Here is a 15221-nt window from a genome sequence, read left to right as displayed (position 1 = left end):
CCTTTGATTAAATTATTCAAAAAGATTGGTCCTTCGGATTTTTAGATTTAAAACCACCTGCCGTTAAAATATCATCAATCAATAATCGACGGGTTTCATTATCAGTCAATCTTTTAGAATAACGGTGTTGCTTTTCTTTCTTTTGCAATTGGTATTTTTTGTAAACATGCTTAATATCAGCAATATTCATGCCATTTGATAAGAAATTTTTAATTTCAATAATTTTATCAACATCGTTTAATGAAAATAACCTTTGATTACCTTTATTCCGCTTGGGAAAGATTAACTGCTGTTGTTCATAATACCTAATTTGCCTAGCAGATAAATCTGTTAACTTCATAACGGTTCCCATTGGAAGAACAGATAATGAACGATGTAAATCTGTTTTCTCCATATCGAACTTCTCCTTTGAACATAATTAATATTATCATTAAAAAATAAAATGTCAAGTTCATATGTAACATTTTATAACATGATTATTCTGATAGCCATTTTTTTACATCATTTTGAATCTGATTAATTTCCTTCGGATTTTTAATTAAATCGTACCAATTAACGTTCATTTTATTACGAAACCAAGTCAGTTGTCGTTTAGCATAGTGTCTAGAATCACGTTTAATTAAATCAATTGAACGGTTTAATTCATTTGAATGATTAAAATAACTATCCAATTCACGATAACCAATTCCTTTTCCGGCTGGTAGATTTACACCACCCTGTTGATAAAGCCATTTGGCTTCATCAAGTAATCCACTTTTTACCATCACATCAACACGATAGTTAATCCTTTGGTATAATAATTGGCGATCAGTATTTAATCCAATCAAAAAAGAATTAAAAAGCGGCTTATGCTGTTTTTGATCAGAAAATAAATGATCAGTTTGCTTGCAAACTTCTAAAGCTCTAATTACACGCCGCTTATTATTAACTGGAATAATTTTTGCTGATTTGGGATCAATTTGATATAAGCGCTGCCATAATTTTTGTTTGCCATTTTTTTCCGCATACTGTTTTAATCGAACTCTATCATCACTATTTGAATAGTGATTGCCACCTAATTCCAAATCATTTAAAAGTGCTTGTAAATAAAAACCGGTCCCTCCAACAATAATTGGTAATCGGTTCCTACTCTTAATCTCATTAATTTCTCTTTTAGCATCATTTACAAAATTAGCTGCCGAATAACGTTCGTAAACATCTCTTATATTAATTAAATGATGCGGAATTCCCTGCATTTCATTTTTCATGATTTTAGCAGTTCCAACATTTAGATGACGATACACCTGCATTGAATCACCAGAAATGATTTCACCATTAAATTGATGTGCCAAATTCAATGATAATGCAGTTTTACCAACTGCTGTCGGTCCAACAATTGCTAGAACTTTTTGCATGTTCTTATTCTCCTTGAGTCATTTTTCTTCGCTTTAGTCCCTTTTTAGGATCATTAGTAATCAATCCGATGTAATGTTTTTTAAAACAGAAATCCATATCTTTACCTGCATCAACCGTCCATGGTCGAATGTTGGTTTGATGATCAAAAATCGGATGTGCTTTTAACAATCTGATGTCTGGATGATAAGTTTCAATTACATTTTCTTTATTCATTTGTTTAGCTTCACGGTAGTTAGTACTAAAAAGTTTTGCACATTCCGTTTTTTGATCATATTTTCTAATTCGATAAATTGAATTAGCATTGAAACTGGAATAAACTAAATGAAATTCAAAATGATATTTTTGAAAACATTCAACGACCATTTTTTCAATATTAGGATATTCAATTTTATTAGTTTTTAGTTCCAAATTTAAAATTCCTTTAAATTGATTATGAATTAATAATTGAATTAACTCATTCAATGTTGGAATTTTTTCGCCTCGCCCATCATCTAATTTTTTTAATTGATTCAGTGTTAAGTCTTTAATCAACCCATTCCTATTAGTTGTTCGATCAACCTTTTCGTCATGCATAATGATTAAATGATGATCTTTTGATAAATGAACGTCAGTTTCAATTCCGTCGGTTCCAACATCGATTGCACTTTGAAAAGCTTTGAGTGTATTTTCGGGGCATAAAACATTGTTGCCACGATGAGCGATAATTTTGGTTAACATTTTTTAACTTCCTTAGTTTAATAAAATACTAAAAGACAATTTCTCGACAATTAATTTCAAATAAAGCATAATAGAAAATGAATACTTTATAAATAGTTAAGGGAGGACTTTAATATGAAGAATTTTGGAAAAGGATTTGCTGCTGGTGTTGTTGCTACATTAGGTGCTGTAACTGGTGCTTTCTTATCATTTAAAAAAGCAGTTGTTAACCCAATCGAAGACAAAAAGGACAAATTTAAGCAAAATCACAAACGTGCAATGCGAAAAAGCCGTTCCGTCCACCACGGATAGTAAATTATTAATAAATTTGTTATAAAAATAGCTAGCCAATATTGACTAGCTATTTTTTAGTTTTTCTTTGTCTTGCCATCCCAATTACGGTATCCGTCTTTTAGAATGAACAATTTATGATAACCTTTTTTATGGAGAAGCAAGGCAGCACGCATACTAATTGCCTTACCCTGATCATATAAATATACTGGTAAATCATTTCTGATCCCACTATAAAATGTCCGGAGCGTGGAATAAGGCATATTTCGTGCTCCTAAAATATGACCGGCTTTAAACGTTTTTTCTTCTCTTAAATCAATAATTTGAGCTTTTCGTTTGCCAGCTTCAAAATCATTTTGACTTAAAAATTTGGCAATCCGATTAACTCTCATCCGTGTAATTAAAGTCCACAACCCCCATAAAACAAGTAAAATTATAATGATAATGATAACTTGCAAGTAAAGGACCCCTTATTTATTATTTTGCTTGTCAAATGCTCTAAATGCTAATGATCCGGCACCCATAGCACCAGCATCGTTACCTAATTGTGCTAATTTGATTCTAGTTGAATCTTGAACTGGTTTAAATGCATTTTGTTGGAAATACCTAGTCGTTGGCTGTAACAAAGTATTTCCAGCATTAGAAACACCACCACCAATAATGATATTATCAGGATTAAAAGTATTACCAACATCTGCAAGTGCTAAACCAAGGTAAGAACAAACCTTATCAACAACTTGGTTAGCTAGAATATCACCATTATCAGCTAGATAGAAAACAATTTTTGAAGTAACTTCTTCATTAGCATCTTCAAGTTCTTTTAATCTTGAAGTTCCTGTAAATTTAACTGACATATCGCGAGCGACATGAACAACCCCAGTAGCTGATGCATATTGTTCTAAGCAACCACGTTTGCCACATGTACACATATAACCACCTGGTTTAACAGTAATATGTCCAATTTCACCAGCAGCACCATTAACACCACGAACTAAATGTCCGTTAGCGATGACACCACCACCAACTCCAGTGCCAAGGGTTACGAAAATGATATCTGAATCCTTACTGCCAGCTCCTTGCCAGTATTCACCTAATGATGCAACATTGGCATCATTATCCATTGTAAATGGTAATCCAAGCGCATTTTCAATCTGTTCTCTTACAGGTTGTGGTGAGCGCCAATTTAAATTATAAGCACCCGTAACGGTGCCAGCCTTATAATCAACGGTTCCTGGAGTACCCATTCCAATTCCAATAAAATCATTTTTAGTATAATTAGCATCATTCATATGTACACTAATTGATTTAATAATATTAGGAACAATATGGCTTCCATGTTCAGAGTCATTTGTATCAATTTTCCATTTATCTAAAAAAGTACCATCTTTACTTAAAAAAGCAATTTTAGTGGTAGTACCTCCTAAATCAATTCCAATTACATTTTTTGACATTTGTAATTCCTCCTATGCCCTATGATTATTATTTTGTCTATGTTCCTCATAACGATGTTCTTTCGTTAAAATTAATTTGGCATTAATAAACTGCTTGTCAGATACTAAGCGAGCTTCATGCAAATGATCAAGTTCCATTGCCATCACTTCAATATCCCAAATCCGTTTACCAACATAGACAACGATTCCAAATTTTTCTAATAATTGCTGTACATCATACAACGTCTTCATTGTCCCACATCCTTCATCGAAATGCACTATCTTCTTTAGTAATTTCCATTCATTCCAACATAAAACAATATCAGAATGACAATAATCATTACAATTAAAGCAATCATTCGTTTCTTTCGACTTAGAGAATAATGTGGAACACTAACAATGTAAGCAATTAAGAATCCACTAATCAAACCACCAATGTGTCCAGCAATATCAACATTTGGTGTTATCAAATCCAATAGTAAATTCATAACAATAAAAATAATAAACGACTTACTTAATCGACGAATTTCTTGATTGCCATTAAATGATTCACCAAGCATCATAAATGCTCCAAATAAACCAAAAATAGCAGTACTAGCTCCTGCAGATATCCCATCGGTGAATGCAAAGCCAAATAAGTTGCCAACTATTCCAGATCCAAAGAAAATAATGGCAAAACGTAAATGGCCAAATAATTTTTCAATTTGAATTCCCATAAAATAAAGCACTAATCCGTTAAACAGTATATGGGTAAAATTCATATGCAAAAAAATAGCAGTTATTAGCCGCCACCATTCACCAGCTCTTACTAGGGGATTAAAAATTGCACCATATTCCAATAGTACATTAGAATTATCAGTTCCACCACTGAAAGTCATTGCAATATAAACAGCAATAATAATAAATAGTAGTAAATAGGTTACATATGGCATTCTTTTCAAAAATCTCAATAAAAACTTCCTATTCTAAAAAATAATTCGATTCACTTTTATATCAAATTGATTAATTTTCCATAAAGGATTTTCAAAAACTTGAAAGGATTTAGCCAATGCAATTTTATTACCATGATATTGATTAAGATATCGATCGTAATACCCACCACCAAATCCAATCCGATCGCCGGTGTTAATTGCAAAAGCTAATCCTGGAACAATTACTAAATCAATTTGAGCTTTATTAATTATTTTACCATTAACCGGTTCAGGAATTCCAAATATATCACTCTTAAATCTTGATTGATTGGATAATCTAATAAATTTCATTTGACGATCAGGATATACTTTAGGCACAACAATTGTCTTATTATTAGCAATTCCCATCTTTATAATCGGATTGGTATCAATTTCAACCTTAGTGCTCAATGTTAGCGCTATCACTTTTGCATGAATCCAAAACGGATCCGTATACAAACGATGGTATACACTTCCATTAACCAGATTGTCCTTTTTTAATTTCTGAATCATTAATTTTCTAATATCTTTTTTGGATTTCATAATTACTATCTAATTAGATAACAAAAAAGGTTTGGGTAAATAACCCAAATCCTTATTTTGTTTCACGATGTAATGTAACTTTTCTTTGTCGTGGGCAATATTTCTTTAATTCTAAGCGATCGGGGTTGTTACGACGATTCTTAGTTGATAAATAGTTACGTTCGTGACATTCTGTACATTCTAATGTAATGTGAACACGCATAATTTATTACACTCCTTTATTCATCAAAGTTAATTATTTATGATTAACAACATTAACCTCTATATAATATCATTTTTTATTATTTTTTGCCAGTTTTATTGGAAGATTGTTAAGGAAAATTACTTAACAGCAATTTTATTTAATTGTGCTTGTAGACTGAACATCTTTCCAATAATCAGAATATATCTGCTTAGCTAAATTAGTATTGTTATCCTCAGCATTTTCCGGTAAGCCTGGCATTGCTAATGCAACAACCACTTGTGGATCACTAGATGGAGCATACGAAGCTAAACTCAAAGTAACGGTTGAATTACCATTAGTAGTTGTTTCAGCAGTTCCAGTCTTAGCTGAAACAGATGGATGAATTGTATTCAAATTAATTCCGGTTTTATACTGATTAGTTCCATGAACAACATCATATAATCCCTGGGTAACAACATTTCTTTCGGAAGGTGTCATGTTAATTTCATTTAAGACCTTAGGTGTAACTGAATACTTAACACTACCAAGTCCACCCTTACTATTGGTTCCACGAATTGATTGAACAATATGTGGTTGGATTCGATAACCACCGTTAGCGATGGTTGACATATATTGTGCAACTTGCAAGGTTGTATATTCATCATAGTTACCATAAGCTAAATTCAAACCATGAATAACGTCAGATGTTGATCCTTGCAATCCAGTTGTTTCACCTGGCAAATCAATTCCAGTTTTAATTCCCAAACCAAATTGATTAAAGTATCCCCTTAGTTTAGTGAAGATGTCTGGGTTGATGGTTGCTGGGGCATTTTCATAATAATGGAAATTAGCTTCCTTCATTGCTAATTGCATCATATACGAGTTAGAAGAAACCTCCAGTGCAGTTGAAGCATCAACAGCCATATTAGCACTGCCGTTTTTGTTAAACCAGGATGTTTGCTTGGTTCCACCAACTAGAATTGGTTTATCAACCATTGTACTGTCATCAGGTGTAATAACATGATCCATTAGAGCACCTGAAACGGTGGCACCTTTAACAACTGATCCCATAACGATATCGTTATTAATCGCACCCAGATCATTAGCAGTCAATTTACCACTTGATGGATTACGATTAACACCAGCCATTCCTAAAACAGCACCAGTATGAGGATTCATAACAACTGCATATGCGCCAGTTGAATTACCAACACTTCCATGTTCAGCTTCATTAATATCCTGTTGAAGTTGGTATTGAAATTTACTATTGACAGTCAATTGAAGATTATCCCCACGTTGGCCACCATATTTTTTAATTTCTTTTCCAATTTGATCATTATGAATCAAATCAATTTTGGTTTGGGATTTACTTCCCCGCAAAACGGGTTCATAACGTTGTTCTAAATAGCTTTGACCAACACTATCATTTCTAGAATATCCCTTTGCAAGTAATTGATTAACTTGATCACTAGGTAAACCTGATTTTTCTGATGAGACCGTTCCAATAATGCTAGAAATTGACTTACCACCTGGATAGTACTGACTATAACTAGTTCCAGTTTCTACACCAGGCATTTCAGATTGACGTTCACCCACTTCAGCATATTCGCGATTAGAAACATTAGATGATTTAATGTAAGTTGTCCCGAATTGAGTGGTATCATTCATCTCAGTAAAAATTTCAGCAGCATTTAAAGCCTGTTTATTAAATGGAAATGATGAAAAATGACTTGATACATAATCCTTTTCAGCGCCAGCTCTTGCATCTGGTGCATAAGAATAAATATTTTTAATTTTTTTAGCAACATTACTAGCGTTATTCGTACTTGCTAAATAGTATTCAATTTTTTGATTCTTGGTTAACGTATCCGTAGGAACACTAACATACTTAGCGAGTTTGGTAGCCGTTTGGTAAATTTCATTTGAAGTTGAAATTCCCTTGGTATATGTAATTGCACGATGATTCTTATTACCAACTAATAACTTTCCAGTAGAATCATAAACCATCCCACGTTGAACATTTCCATATTTAATATTATTACTAGACTCATTTACTTCCGCTTTAAATTGAGAACCATATAAAATTTGCAGATAAACAAGTTGTCCAATTAAGACAATAAACAGAATTCCAACGCTTATAAAAATAAAATTCAAGCGAAATGGAATACTAGAACTAAAGCCCTGATTTGAATGGTGAAAAATTTTCTTTAAAAAATTATTCAAAGTAATTAAAGCTCCTTAATAATTTACATTATATTTATATTTATTATATTTATGGTAACATGAAAATAATATTAATTTACGGTATGAAGGCGAAAATCATTATGAATAGAATTAAAAAAAGCATTAAAAAATATTGGCCCATATTGCTTAGTTTTATAATACCATTTGTTATTATGGCATGTTATTTTGCATATCGCAATATGTTTCCATTTGGAAATAACAGTATTTCAACAGTTGACCTGGGACAACAATATATTGATTTATTTTCATACTACCGAAATGCAATTTTAAATCATCCCAGTAGCATCATATATTCATTTTCAAATGGATTGGGTGGTGGAATGATCGGTAATTGGGCTTATTATCTTATGAGCCCGCTCAATCTCATATTATTGCTGTTTAAAGCTAAATTCATTAATGCAGCCATCTTATTAATCACCCTGCTTAAATACGGTTTATCCGGTATGTGTTTTAGCATACTACTACTTGATAATAAATCAATTAAAAAAATTTTTATTCCTGCATGGGCAACAATCTATGCATTAAATGGGTGGATCATTGCTAATCAATTAAATATCATTTGGTTAGATGGAATGATTTTTTTACCACTTATTATTATGGGAATGCGCAAATTATTTTTTAAACAGCAAATAAAATTATATATTATTTCACTCACAGCAATGCTCATCATTAATTATTATATTGCATATATGATAATTATTTTTGTTGGAATTTATTTTGTTTTTGTAAATGTAATTTACAATCATAAATGGAAAGATTGGATTCATCACATAAAAAATTTCTTATTCTGTTCATTAATTAGTTTAGGATTGTCTGCATGGTTATTGATTCCAACTTTTTATGATCTATTACAAGGAAAAGCCCAATATTCACTTCATACAGTTAATCTTAAATTTGAATATCTTCCAATTAAAATGATTGCTAAATTTTTTAATGGCACGTTTAATTTTAATCAAATGCCAAGCGGAACCCCCAATATTTTCATTGGGGCAATCCCCATCATTTATTTTTTAGCATTATTCTTTAACCATGAAATTAAATTAAAAATAAAAATCAGTATTTTCATTGTCACCGTTTTTTTATTATTATCAATGTGTTTTGAGCCGTTAGATTTAATTTGGCATGCCATGCAATTTCCAGTTTGGTACCCCTACCGATTTTCATTTATATTCTGTTTTTGGATTATTTTCATTGCCAGCCAAAGCACACCAAAATTCCAGATTAACAATTGGAAAACCAAATTAAATATTCTATTAATTTTAATTTTAGCAGTTTTATACGTGAGTTTTAATTTAAAACAATTTTCGTTCTTGACAATTAATAATTTAATTACAAGTATTATTTTTTTAACAATAAGCTATATTTTAATCATGTTTATTCCCTCATCATTTAAAACATTTCAAGTTGCTTTTATTATTATAATAATCGCTGAAATGGGAATTAATGCATTTAATTCGCTTAATAATATTTCATACATTCCGAACAATAGTTATATGAAGTACACAACTAATTTAAAAGACAATACCAAAGTAATCCAGAATCACGATCATAAATGGTATCGAATTGGTAAAACATTTTTTAGAAGTAAAGATGACCCACTAAATGCTAATTATAATGGCGGTGATAATTTTTCATCAACCATTAATTATCGGTCAACACAATTCATGGACAATATTGGCCAACCCACGGGTGAAGGGTATATTGAGTACTCAAATGGAACATTATTATCAGATTCACTTTTATCATTCAAATATTTCCTAAAAGATAATGGTAATCCGGTTTTAAGCAATTTTACACCCCGTCCTGATTTCAAGCAGTACAGCTATTATAATGAAAATCACCAAACAATCACTTTTAAAAATTCACACTGGTTGCCAATTGGATTTGCTGCCAATTCTAAAATATTTAATCTAAAACACCACTCAAATGATTTACCAACTGTTTACCAATCTAATATTATGAATTACCTTACCAATCATCAAAATCAGCGATTCTTTGATCCGAAAAACTTTGACCAAGTCACATTTAATAATACAAATAAGCAGACCCGTTTAACGAATGCATTGATCAGTAAAAATAATTTAATTAAACCCGCAATTATTAATCTTACGTTCACTCCAAAAACAAATGATCCATATTACTTAACCTTAGGAAATGCATTCAATGATAAATCAATTAAATTAAGTATTAACGGATCTCAAATAATAAAACCAGCTAATTATCAAAATACAACGATAATTAATGTTGCAACTAATAATAAGAATAAACCAATTCACATTCATCTCAAATTAATAAAAGATAATATGTTTTTACAAAATTTCATTTTATACCATTTTAATTCTAAACTATTTCAAAATGATACTAGCAATTTAAAACAAAATCAATTTAAAATTCATAATAATAGTAATCGTAAATTCATTGGAACCATTCGAACAACCAAATCTAAGAATTCATTAATCACAACGATTCCTTATTCTAAAGGCTGGCATTTAATTGTTGATAATAAACCACATTCAATCTCTAAATGGTCAAATATGTTCATCGGTAGTAAATTAAGCCCAGGTAAACATTCAATTAAACTTTATTACTGGCCACCATATTTAACGCTTGGAATTTGCATTTCAATTTTAACAGTTATTTTCATGATGGTTATTAACAAAATTAAAAAATATAATAAAAAAGCTTAGGATAATATCCTAAGCTTTTATTAGTTAGAAATAGATTTATTCAACCTTAATAATTTTAACTTTCATATCCCCAGCAGGAATCTTAATCGTTACTTGATCGTCAACCTTATGACCTAAAAGACCCTTTGCAATTGGTGAATCATTAGCAATTTTGCCTTTCATTGGATCAGCCTCTGATTGACCAACAATTTCATATGTTTCCGGATCTTCATCTGGTAGTTCTTTAAAAGTTACCTTCTTACCAACATTAACCATATTTTTATCAGTATCGGTATTATCTACAACTACTGAATATTGAAGCATATGTTCAATTGTGGAAATTCGGCCTTCAAGTAAACTTTGTTCATTTTTGGCAGAAGTATATTCAGAGTTTTCGGATAAATCTCCATAACCTAATGCAATCTTAATTCGCTTAATGATTTGTGGACGTTTATTTAATCTTAAATCTTCAAGTTCTCTTTGTAATTTTTCCTTACCTTCTGCAGTCATTGGATAGCTTTTTTCGTCAGCCATTAACAACACTCCTTAACTAAATCATGATTTAAATGGTGGTATCAATATTATTTAAAATTTGATGATCACCATGTTCTTTTAAAATTTGTTTAATTTTAGTGGTTAATAAATCGATTGCAACTTGATTTTTGCCACCCTCTGGGACAATTATATCAGCATATCTTTTAGTTGGTTCAATAAATTGATTATACATCGGACGAACAGTCTTTAAATATTGTTGAATAACTTCATCTAAAGTTCTGCCACGTTCCTGGGTATCACGCCGAATTCTTCTAATTAATCGGATATCATCATCAGTATCAACAAATATCTTAATATCCATTAAATCACGCAATCTTTCATCATCTAAAACTAAAATTCCTTCTAGAATAATAACATCACGTGGTTCCTGAAGAATGGTTTTTTTACTTCGGTTTAACTTTTTATAATCATAAACTGGCTTATGAATCGGCTTATAATCCAATAAACGTTTAATATCGCTAATTAAACGATCAGTGTCAAAAGCAAGCGGGTGATCATAGTTAGTCTTTTCCCTTTCTGCCATCGTCTTATTAGATTGATCTTTATAATAAGAATCTTGTTGTAAAATTGTCAACGAATTACCTAATAATCGGTGAAAAATAGCTCTACTAACGGTGGTTTTTCCACTTCCAGATCCACCACTAACGCCAATTACAACTGGACGTTTTCGACCTTTTTTCAAAATTGTAAACACCCCTTAAAATTAAAACACCATCTACTTAGAAACTTTTTTGGCATTATTTTGTTGTTCTAAACTGTTCTTAGCCAGTAACAATTTACCATTTTTAGGATTAACAATAAAGTATAAATAACCCTGATCCCGTTTCTTAGGATATAAAACAGCCTTAATTGAATTCAAGCCAGGATTATTAAATGGACCTGGTCCATATCCAATATATTTATACAAATTATACGGAGAATTATTCTTTAAATCTTTTTGATTTAATTTACGTTTAAATTTATTAAGTGCATATAAAACAGATGTGTCAGAATTTAAATGCATTTTATTATCAATTCGATTTAACAAAATTCCAGCAACTAATTCACGATTCCTTTCTGAATTTAAATTCTGTTTCTCAATTAAAGAAGCTAATGTTAACGTTTGTTGAACAGACAAATGTTCCTTCTTCATTCTAGAATAATATGGTTTTAAAGCACCATTTTCCTTTGAAACCATTGATTCAACCATTTGTTCCATTGAAATACCATTATCAGCACTATAAACGGCCGGATATAAATAACCTTCAAGTGGATAACGTGTGCGTTTTGATTTCATTGAAGAAGTAAGCAATTCTGGATATTTTTTCTTTAATTGGTTAGCAAAATTACGATTTTTCATTAAATCAATAAAATTAGTCGATGAAAAACGACTATTATTTTGGACATTATTAGCCAATTGGTTAATACTGCTTCCTTCACTAACAACTATTTTACCATAAGAAGTCTTCAGTGGCAGACTGGATCCACCCCTTCTTAAAATATTGGCAATTTGTTGTAAGCTCATTGATGGAGATAATTCATAGTATCCAGCCCGAAAATCAGAAATATTGTGGGCTTTAACATAGTAATTGAATACCATCCCACTTCTAACAATATTTTGATTTTGTAAAATTGAACCAATTTTACGATCCGAAGCACCCATTGGAACATCAATTTGAATTTTACTATGGTTATTAGAGTTTAATGGTTTTAAAGATGCCTTTAAATAACTATGTCCCATAAATAAAACACAAAAAATCAATACAATTAAAATCACAATGATTGAAATAATAATTTTACGTCCAAAGGAACTAGTTTTCCGCCCAGATTTTTTCATCCCATTCAATGAGAATCCCCCCGTTCTACATATTTAATATTTGGGCAAAGATTATAATTAACGGATTGTAACATTAAATTGTTGCTTTAAGTCCCTTTGGATTTTCTTCATTGACTTATCAACCACTTCATTCTGTAAAGTATCATGCTGATCTTGATAAGTTAAAGTATAAGCCATTGATTTCTTGCCGCTAGGAATATGAGCACCATCATATAGATCAAACAAATGAACTTGATTCAAGAATGCACCACCACGTTTTTGAATGGCACTAACAATTTCTTTATTAGTAACATTTTTATCTACTAATATTGCAATGTCCCGGCTAATTGAAGGATATTTAGAAACACTATCAGCTGTTTGTTCCCGTTTTGGCATTTCAATTAACGTCTTTAAGTCTAACTCAAAGGCATATGTTGGTTTAATATTGAATTTATCAGCAATGACCGGATGAATTTGGCCAATAAAACCAATTTTATGACCATGAATATAAATATTGGCAGTTCTTCCAGGATGCATTTCTGGGTAGTCACTAGTTGCTTCATAATCAATGTCACCGTTGAGATTTAAATCATCTAAATAATTATCAACAATTCCCTTTAACTGGTAAAAATCAACTGGTTTAGATTTATGATTCCAAGTATCTATACTTAACGATCCAGAAATAACTCCTGCAATGTGTTCAACTTCATTAGGACGAACCTGTTTTTCATCATCCTTATAAAAAACACGCCCTAATTCATATAAAGCAACATCATCAACACCTCTGGCCTGATTATATGCGACATCATCCAATAATCCACTTAACAAATTCATTCTTAACGTCGAGCGATCAATTGTCATTGGCATTTTAAGTTTTGTTTCATAGCTTTTTCTCATCATAAACATATTAGCTTTTTTAGCGGTGGTTAATGAATATGAAATGGCATGTGTTAATCCAGAATCCTGTAAAATTCTTCTAGAGCGTCTTATTAACTTTTGTTTGTTAGTTAATTTGCCAATCGTAGTTGGGCCTGATGGTAACGTTGAAGGCATATTATCGTACCCATAAATTCTGGCAATTTCTTCAAATAAATCAGCTTCAATATGAATATCCCATCGTCGTGGCGGAATTGATACAGACATTTGATCATCATTAATTTCAACACCAAATCCTAAACGTTTAAAGATATTACTAGCCTCAGGCATTGTTAAGCTAAGCCCTAATACTCGATTAATTCTGGTTAAAGTGATATCAACATTAACTGGTTTAGCATCAATATCGCTAGCTGTAACAGTTCCCTGCTCAATGTCAGCATCTGTAAAACGATGCTCAATTTCACAAGCTGCGTCTAAAGCTTCATTAACCCCTGCATGGTTAACACCACGTTCAAAACGTTGGGATGAACCAGTATGAATTGAATGACGTTGGGCCATTTTTCTAACCTTAACGAAACTGAAAACACCAGCTTCAAAAATAATATTCTTTGTATTTTGATCAACTTCAGCACCTTTTAAACCGGTTAGTCCAGCAAGCGCAACTGGTTTTTGATCATCTGCAACTACAATATCATCATCAGTTAACGTTACTTTATCACCATCAGTTGTTTCAACTTTTTCATTCAATCGGGCATTTCTGACCAATAATTTTTGATTATTAATTTTATCCAAATCATAAACCTGAATTGGTTGTCCATACTTCAACATAATATAATTAGTAATATCAACAACATTGTTAACTGGCCTAATATCAGCATTCCAAAGCCTGATTTGCATCCAAAGTGGACTTGGTTGAATTTTAACATTCTTTAAAACACGAAGTTTGTAAATCGGCGCAATTTTCTTATCAACATCTGCACTAATATCATCCGAAGCATTTAATTTTGGATTTTCTTCAACTTTTGGATGATTTAAATCCGGTTTTAAATCATAAATGGCAGCTAATTCATGAACAGTCCCATAAATGCTTAGCATATCGCCTCGATTAGGAGTTACATCTAAATCAATCAAATCATCATCCATCCCTAGATAATGATAGATTGGTTTTCCAACCTTGGCATCATCTGGAAAAACATAAATTCCATTTAGCCATTTTTCAGGAACCACACTACGATCAAAACCAACTTCATCTAATCCACATAGCATACCATTTGATTTGACTCCACGCATTTTAGCACGCTTAATTTTAACGTTGTTACCAATTCTTGATCCGGGTAATGCAACAATTACCTTTTCACCGGCTGCAACATTAGGTGCTCCACAAACGATTTGTAGTAAATCATCTTGATTAACATCGACTTGGCAAACGTGTAAATGATCAGAATTGGGATGTTTTTCACAAGAGACAACTTTACCAACAACTAATTTTTTAAGGCCATCTTGATGCTTAGTAACTGAGTCAACTTCAACGGCTGTTCTTTCGATTTTTTCACCCAATTGATCAGCAGGAACATTTAAGTTTAAGTATTCCTTTAACCAATTATATGATACTTTCAT

The 15221-nt window shown here is 31.5% G+C and carries 16 protein-coding genes; 2 read left to right on the top strand and 14 right to left on the bottom strand.

The genetic code is table 11. The annotated features are described in order from the left end of the window. Nucleotides 1–16: 16 nt before the first annotated feature. The 3 genes from WR164_RS03950 to WR164_RS03940 all read right to left on the bottom strand — a co-directional run bounded on the left by WR164_RS03950 (nucleotide 17) and on the right by WR164_RS03940 (nucleotide 2112). Nucleotides 17–394, bottom strand: coding sequence for a MerR family transcriptional regulator (locus WR164_RS03950; protein ID WP_286136249.1), 378 nt, complete (start codon nucleotides 392–394; stop codon nucleotides 17–19). Between the two features lie 82 nt (nucleotides 395–476). Next, nucleotides 477–1394, bottom strand: coding sequence for a tRNA (adenosine(37)-N6)-dimethylallyltransferase MiaA (gene miaA / locus WR164_RS03945; RefSeq protein WP_286136248.1), 918 nt, complete (start codon nucleotides 1392–1394; stop codon nucleotides 477–479). 4 nt (nucleotides 1395–1398) lie between these two features. Further along, complete coding sequence (locus WR164_RS03940; RefSeq protein ID WP_286136247.1) at nucleotides 1399–2112, bottom strand: glycerophosphodiester phosphodiesterase family protein; 714 nt, start codon at nucleotides 2110–2112, stop codon at nucleotides 1399–1401. Between the two features lie 114 nt (nucleotides 2113–2226). Between WR164_RS03940 and WR164_RS03935 the strand changes: the two genes are divergently transcribed. After that, nucleotides 2227–2403, top strand: coding sequence for a DUF3042 family protein (locus tag WR164_RS03935; RefSeq protein ID WP_286136246.1), 177 nt, complete (start codon nucleotides 2227–2229; stop codon nucleotides 2401–2403). Between the two features lie 56 nt (nucleotides 2404–2459). On the opposite strand, the gene WR164_RS03930 is transcribed toward WR164_RS03935, so the two are convergent. From WR164_RS03930 to WR164_RS03900, 7 genes are all read right to left on the bottom strand, one after another. Further along, nucleotides 2460–2840 carry a rhodanese-like domain-containing protein gene (locus WR164_RS03930; RefSeq protein ID WP_286136245.1) on the bottom strand — a complete coding sequence of 127 codons (381 nt, stop codon included), beginning with the start codon at nucleotides 2838–2840 and terminating at the stop codon, nucleotides 2460–2462. A 12-nt stretch (nucleotides 2841–2852) separates the two neighbouring features. Then, the gene (locus WR164_RS03925) at nucleotides 2853–3833 is read right to left on the bottom strand and encodes an ROK family glucokinase (protein WP_286136244.1); all 981 of its coding nucleotides are present in this window, start codon (nucleotides 3831–3833) and stop codon (nucleotides 2853–2855) included. 12 nt (nucleotides 3834–3845) lie between these two features. Then, a complete protein-coding gene (locus WR164_RS03920; protein ID WP_286136243.1) occupies nucleotides 3846–4064 on the bottom strand; it encodes a YqgQ family protein in 219 nt (72 codons plus the stop codon). A gap of 35 nt (nucleotides 4065–4099) precedes the next feature. After that, nucleotides 4100–4762 (bottom strand): rhomboid family intramembrane serine protease, encoded by a 663-nt coding sequence (locus WR164_RS03915; protein WP_286136242.1) that lies wholly within the window; start codon nucleotides 4760–4762, stop codon nucleotides 4100–4102. Nucleotides 4763–4777: 15 nt separating this feature from the next. Beyond that, the gene (locus tag WR164_RS03910; protein ID WP_286136241.1) at nucleotides 4778–5305 is read right to left on the bottom strand and encodes a 5-formyltetrahydrofolate cyclo-ligase; all 528 of its coding nucleotides are present in this window, start codon (nucleotides 5303–5305) and stop codon (nucleotides 4778–4780) included. Nucleotides 5306–5357: 52 nt separating this feature from the next. Then, complete coding sequence (rpmG, locus tag WR164_RS03905) at nucleotides 5358–5507, bottom strand: 50S ribosomal protein L33 (RefSeq protein ID WP_286136240.1); 150 nt, start codon at nucleotides 5505–5507, stop codon at nucleotides 5358–5360. 135 nt (nucleotides 5508–5642) lie between these two features. After that, nucleotides 5643–7691 (bottom strand): peptidoglycan D,D-transpeptidase FtsI family protein, encoded by a 2049-nt coding sequence (locus WR164_RS03900; RefSeq protein WP_286136239.1) that lies wholly within the window; start codon nucleotides 7689–7691, stop codon nucleotides 5643–5645. A gap of 101 nt (nucleotides 7692–7792) precedes the next feature. Here WR164_RS03900 and WR164_RS03895 point away from each other — a divergent pair, with 101 nt between their 5' ends. Then, complete coding sequence (locus WR164_RS03895) at nucleotides 7793–10399, top strand: YfhO family protein (protein WP_286136238.1); 2607 nt, start codon at nucleotides 7793–7795, stop codon at nucleotides 10397–10399. A 36-nt stretch (nucleotides 10400–10435) separates the two neighbouring features. Here WR164_RS03895 and greA read toward each other — a convergent pair whose 3' ends face one another. From greA to pheT, 4 genes are read right to left on the bottom strand one after another with little or no spacing between them, the layout of a single operon-like run. After that, nucleotides 10436–10912: a transcription elongation factor GreA gene (greA, locus tag WR164_RS03890; protein WP_286136237.1), complete on the bottom strand. Its 477-nt coding sequence runs from the start codon at nucleotides 10910–10912 to the stop codon at nucleotides 10436–10438. 28 nt (nucleotides 10913–10940) lie between these two features. After that, a complete protein-coding gene (udk, locus tag WR164_RS03885) occupies nucleotides 10941–11615 on the bottom strand; it encodes a uridine kinase (protein ID WP_286136236.1) in 675 nt (224 codons plus the stop codon). A 33-nt stretch (nucleotides 11616–11648) separates the two neighbouring features. After that, on the bottom strand, nucleotides 11649–12749 hold the full coding sequence (mltG, locus tag WR164_RS03880; protein WP_286136900.1) for an endolytic transglycosylase MltG: 1101 nt from the start codon (nucleotides 12747–12749) through the stop codon (nucleotides 11649–11651). A 57-nt stretch (nucleotides 12750–12806) separates the two neighbouring features. After that, nucleotides 12807–15221 carry a phenylalanine--tRNA ligase subunit beta gene (gene pheT / locus WR164_RS03875; protein ID WP_286136235.1) on the bottom strand — a complete coding sequence of 805 codons (2415 nt, stop codon included), beginning with the start codon at nucleotides 15219–15221 and terminating at the stop codon, nucleotides 12807–12809.

The organism is Philodulcilactobacillus myokonensis (assembly GCF_027923585.1).
In the GTDB taxonomy this organism is placed as follows: domain Bacteria; phylum Bacillota; class Bacilli; order Lactobacillales; family Lactobacillaceae; genus Philodulcilactobacillus; species Philodulcilactobacillus myokonensis.
This window is presented reverse-complemented; position numbering and strand designations above follow the sequence as displayed.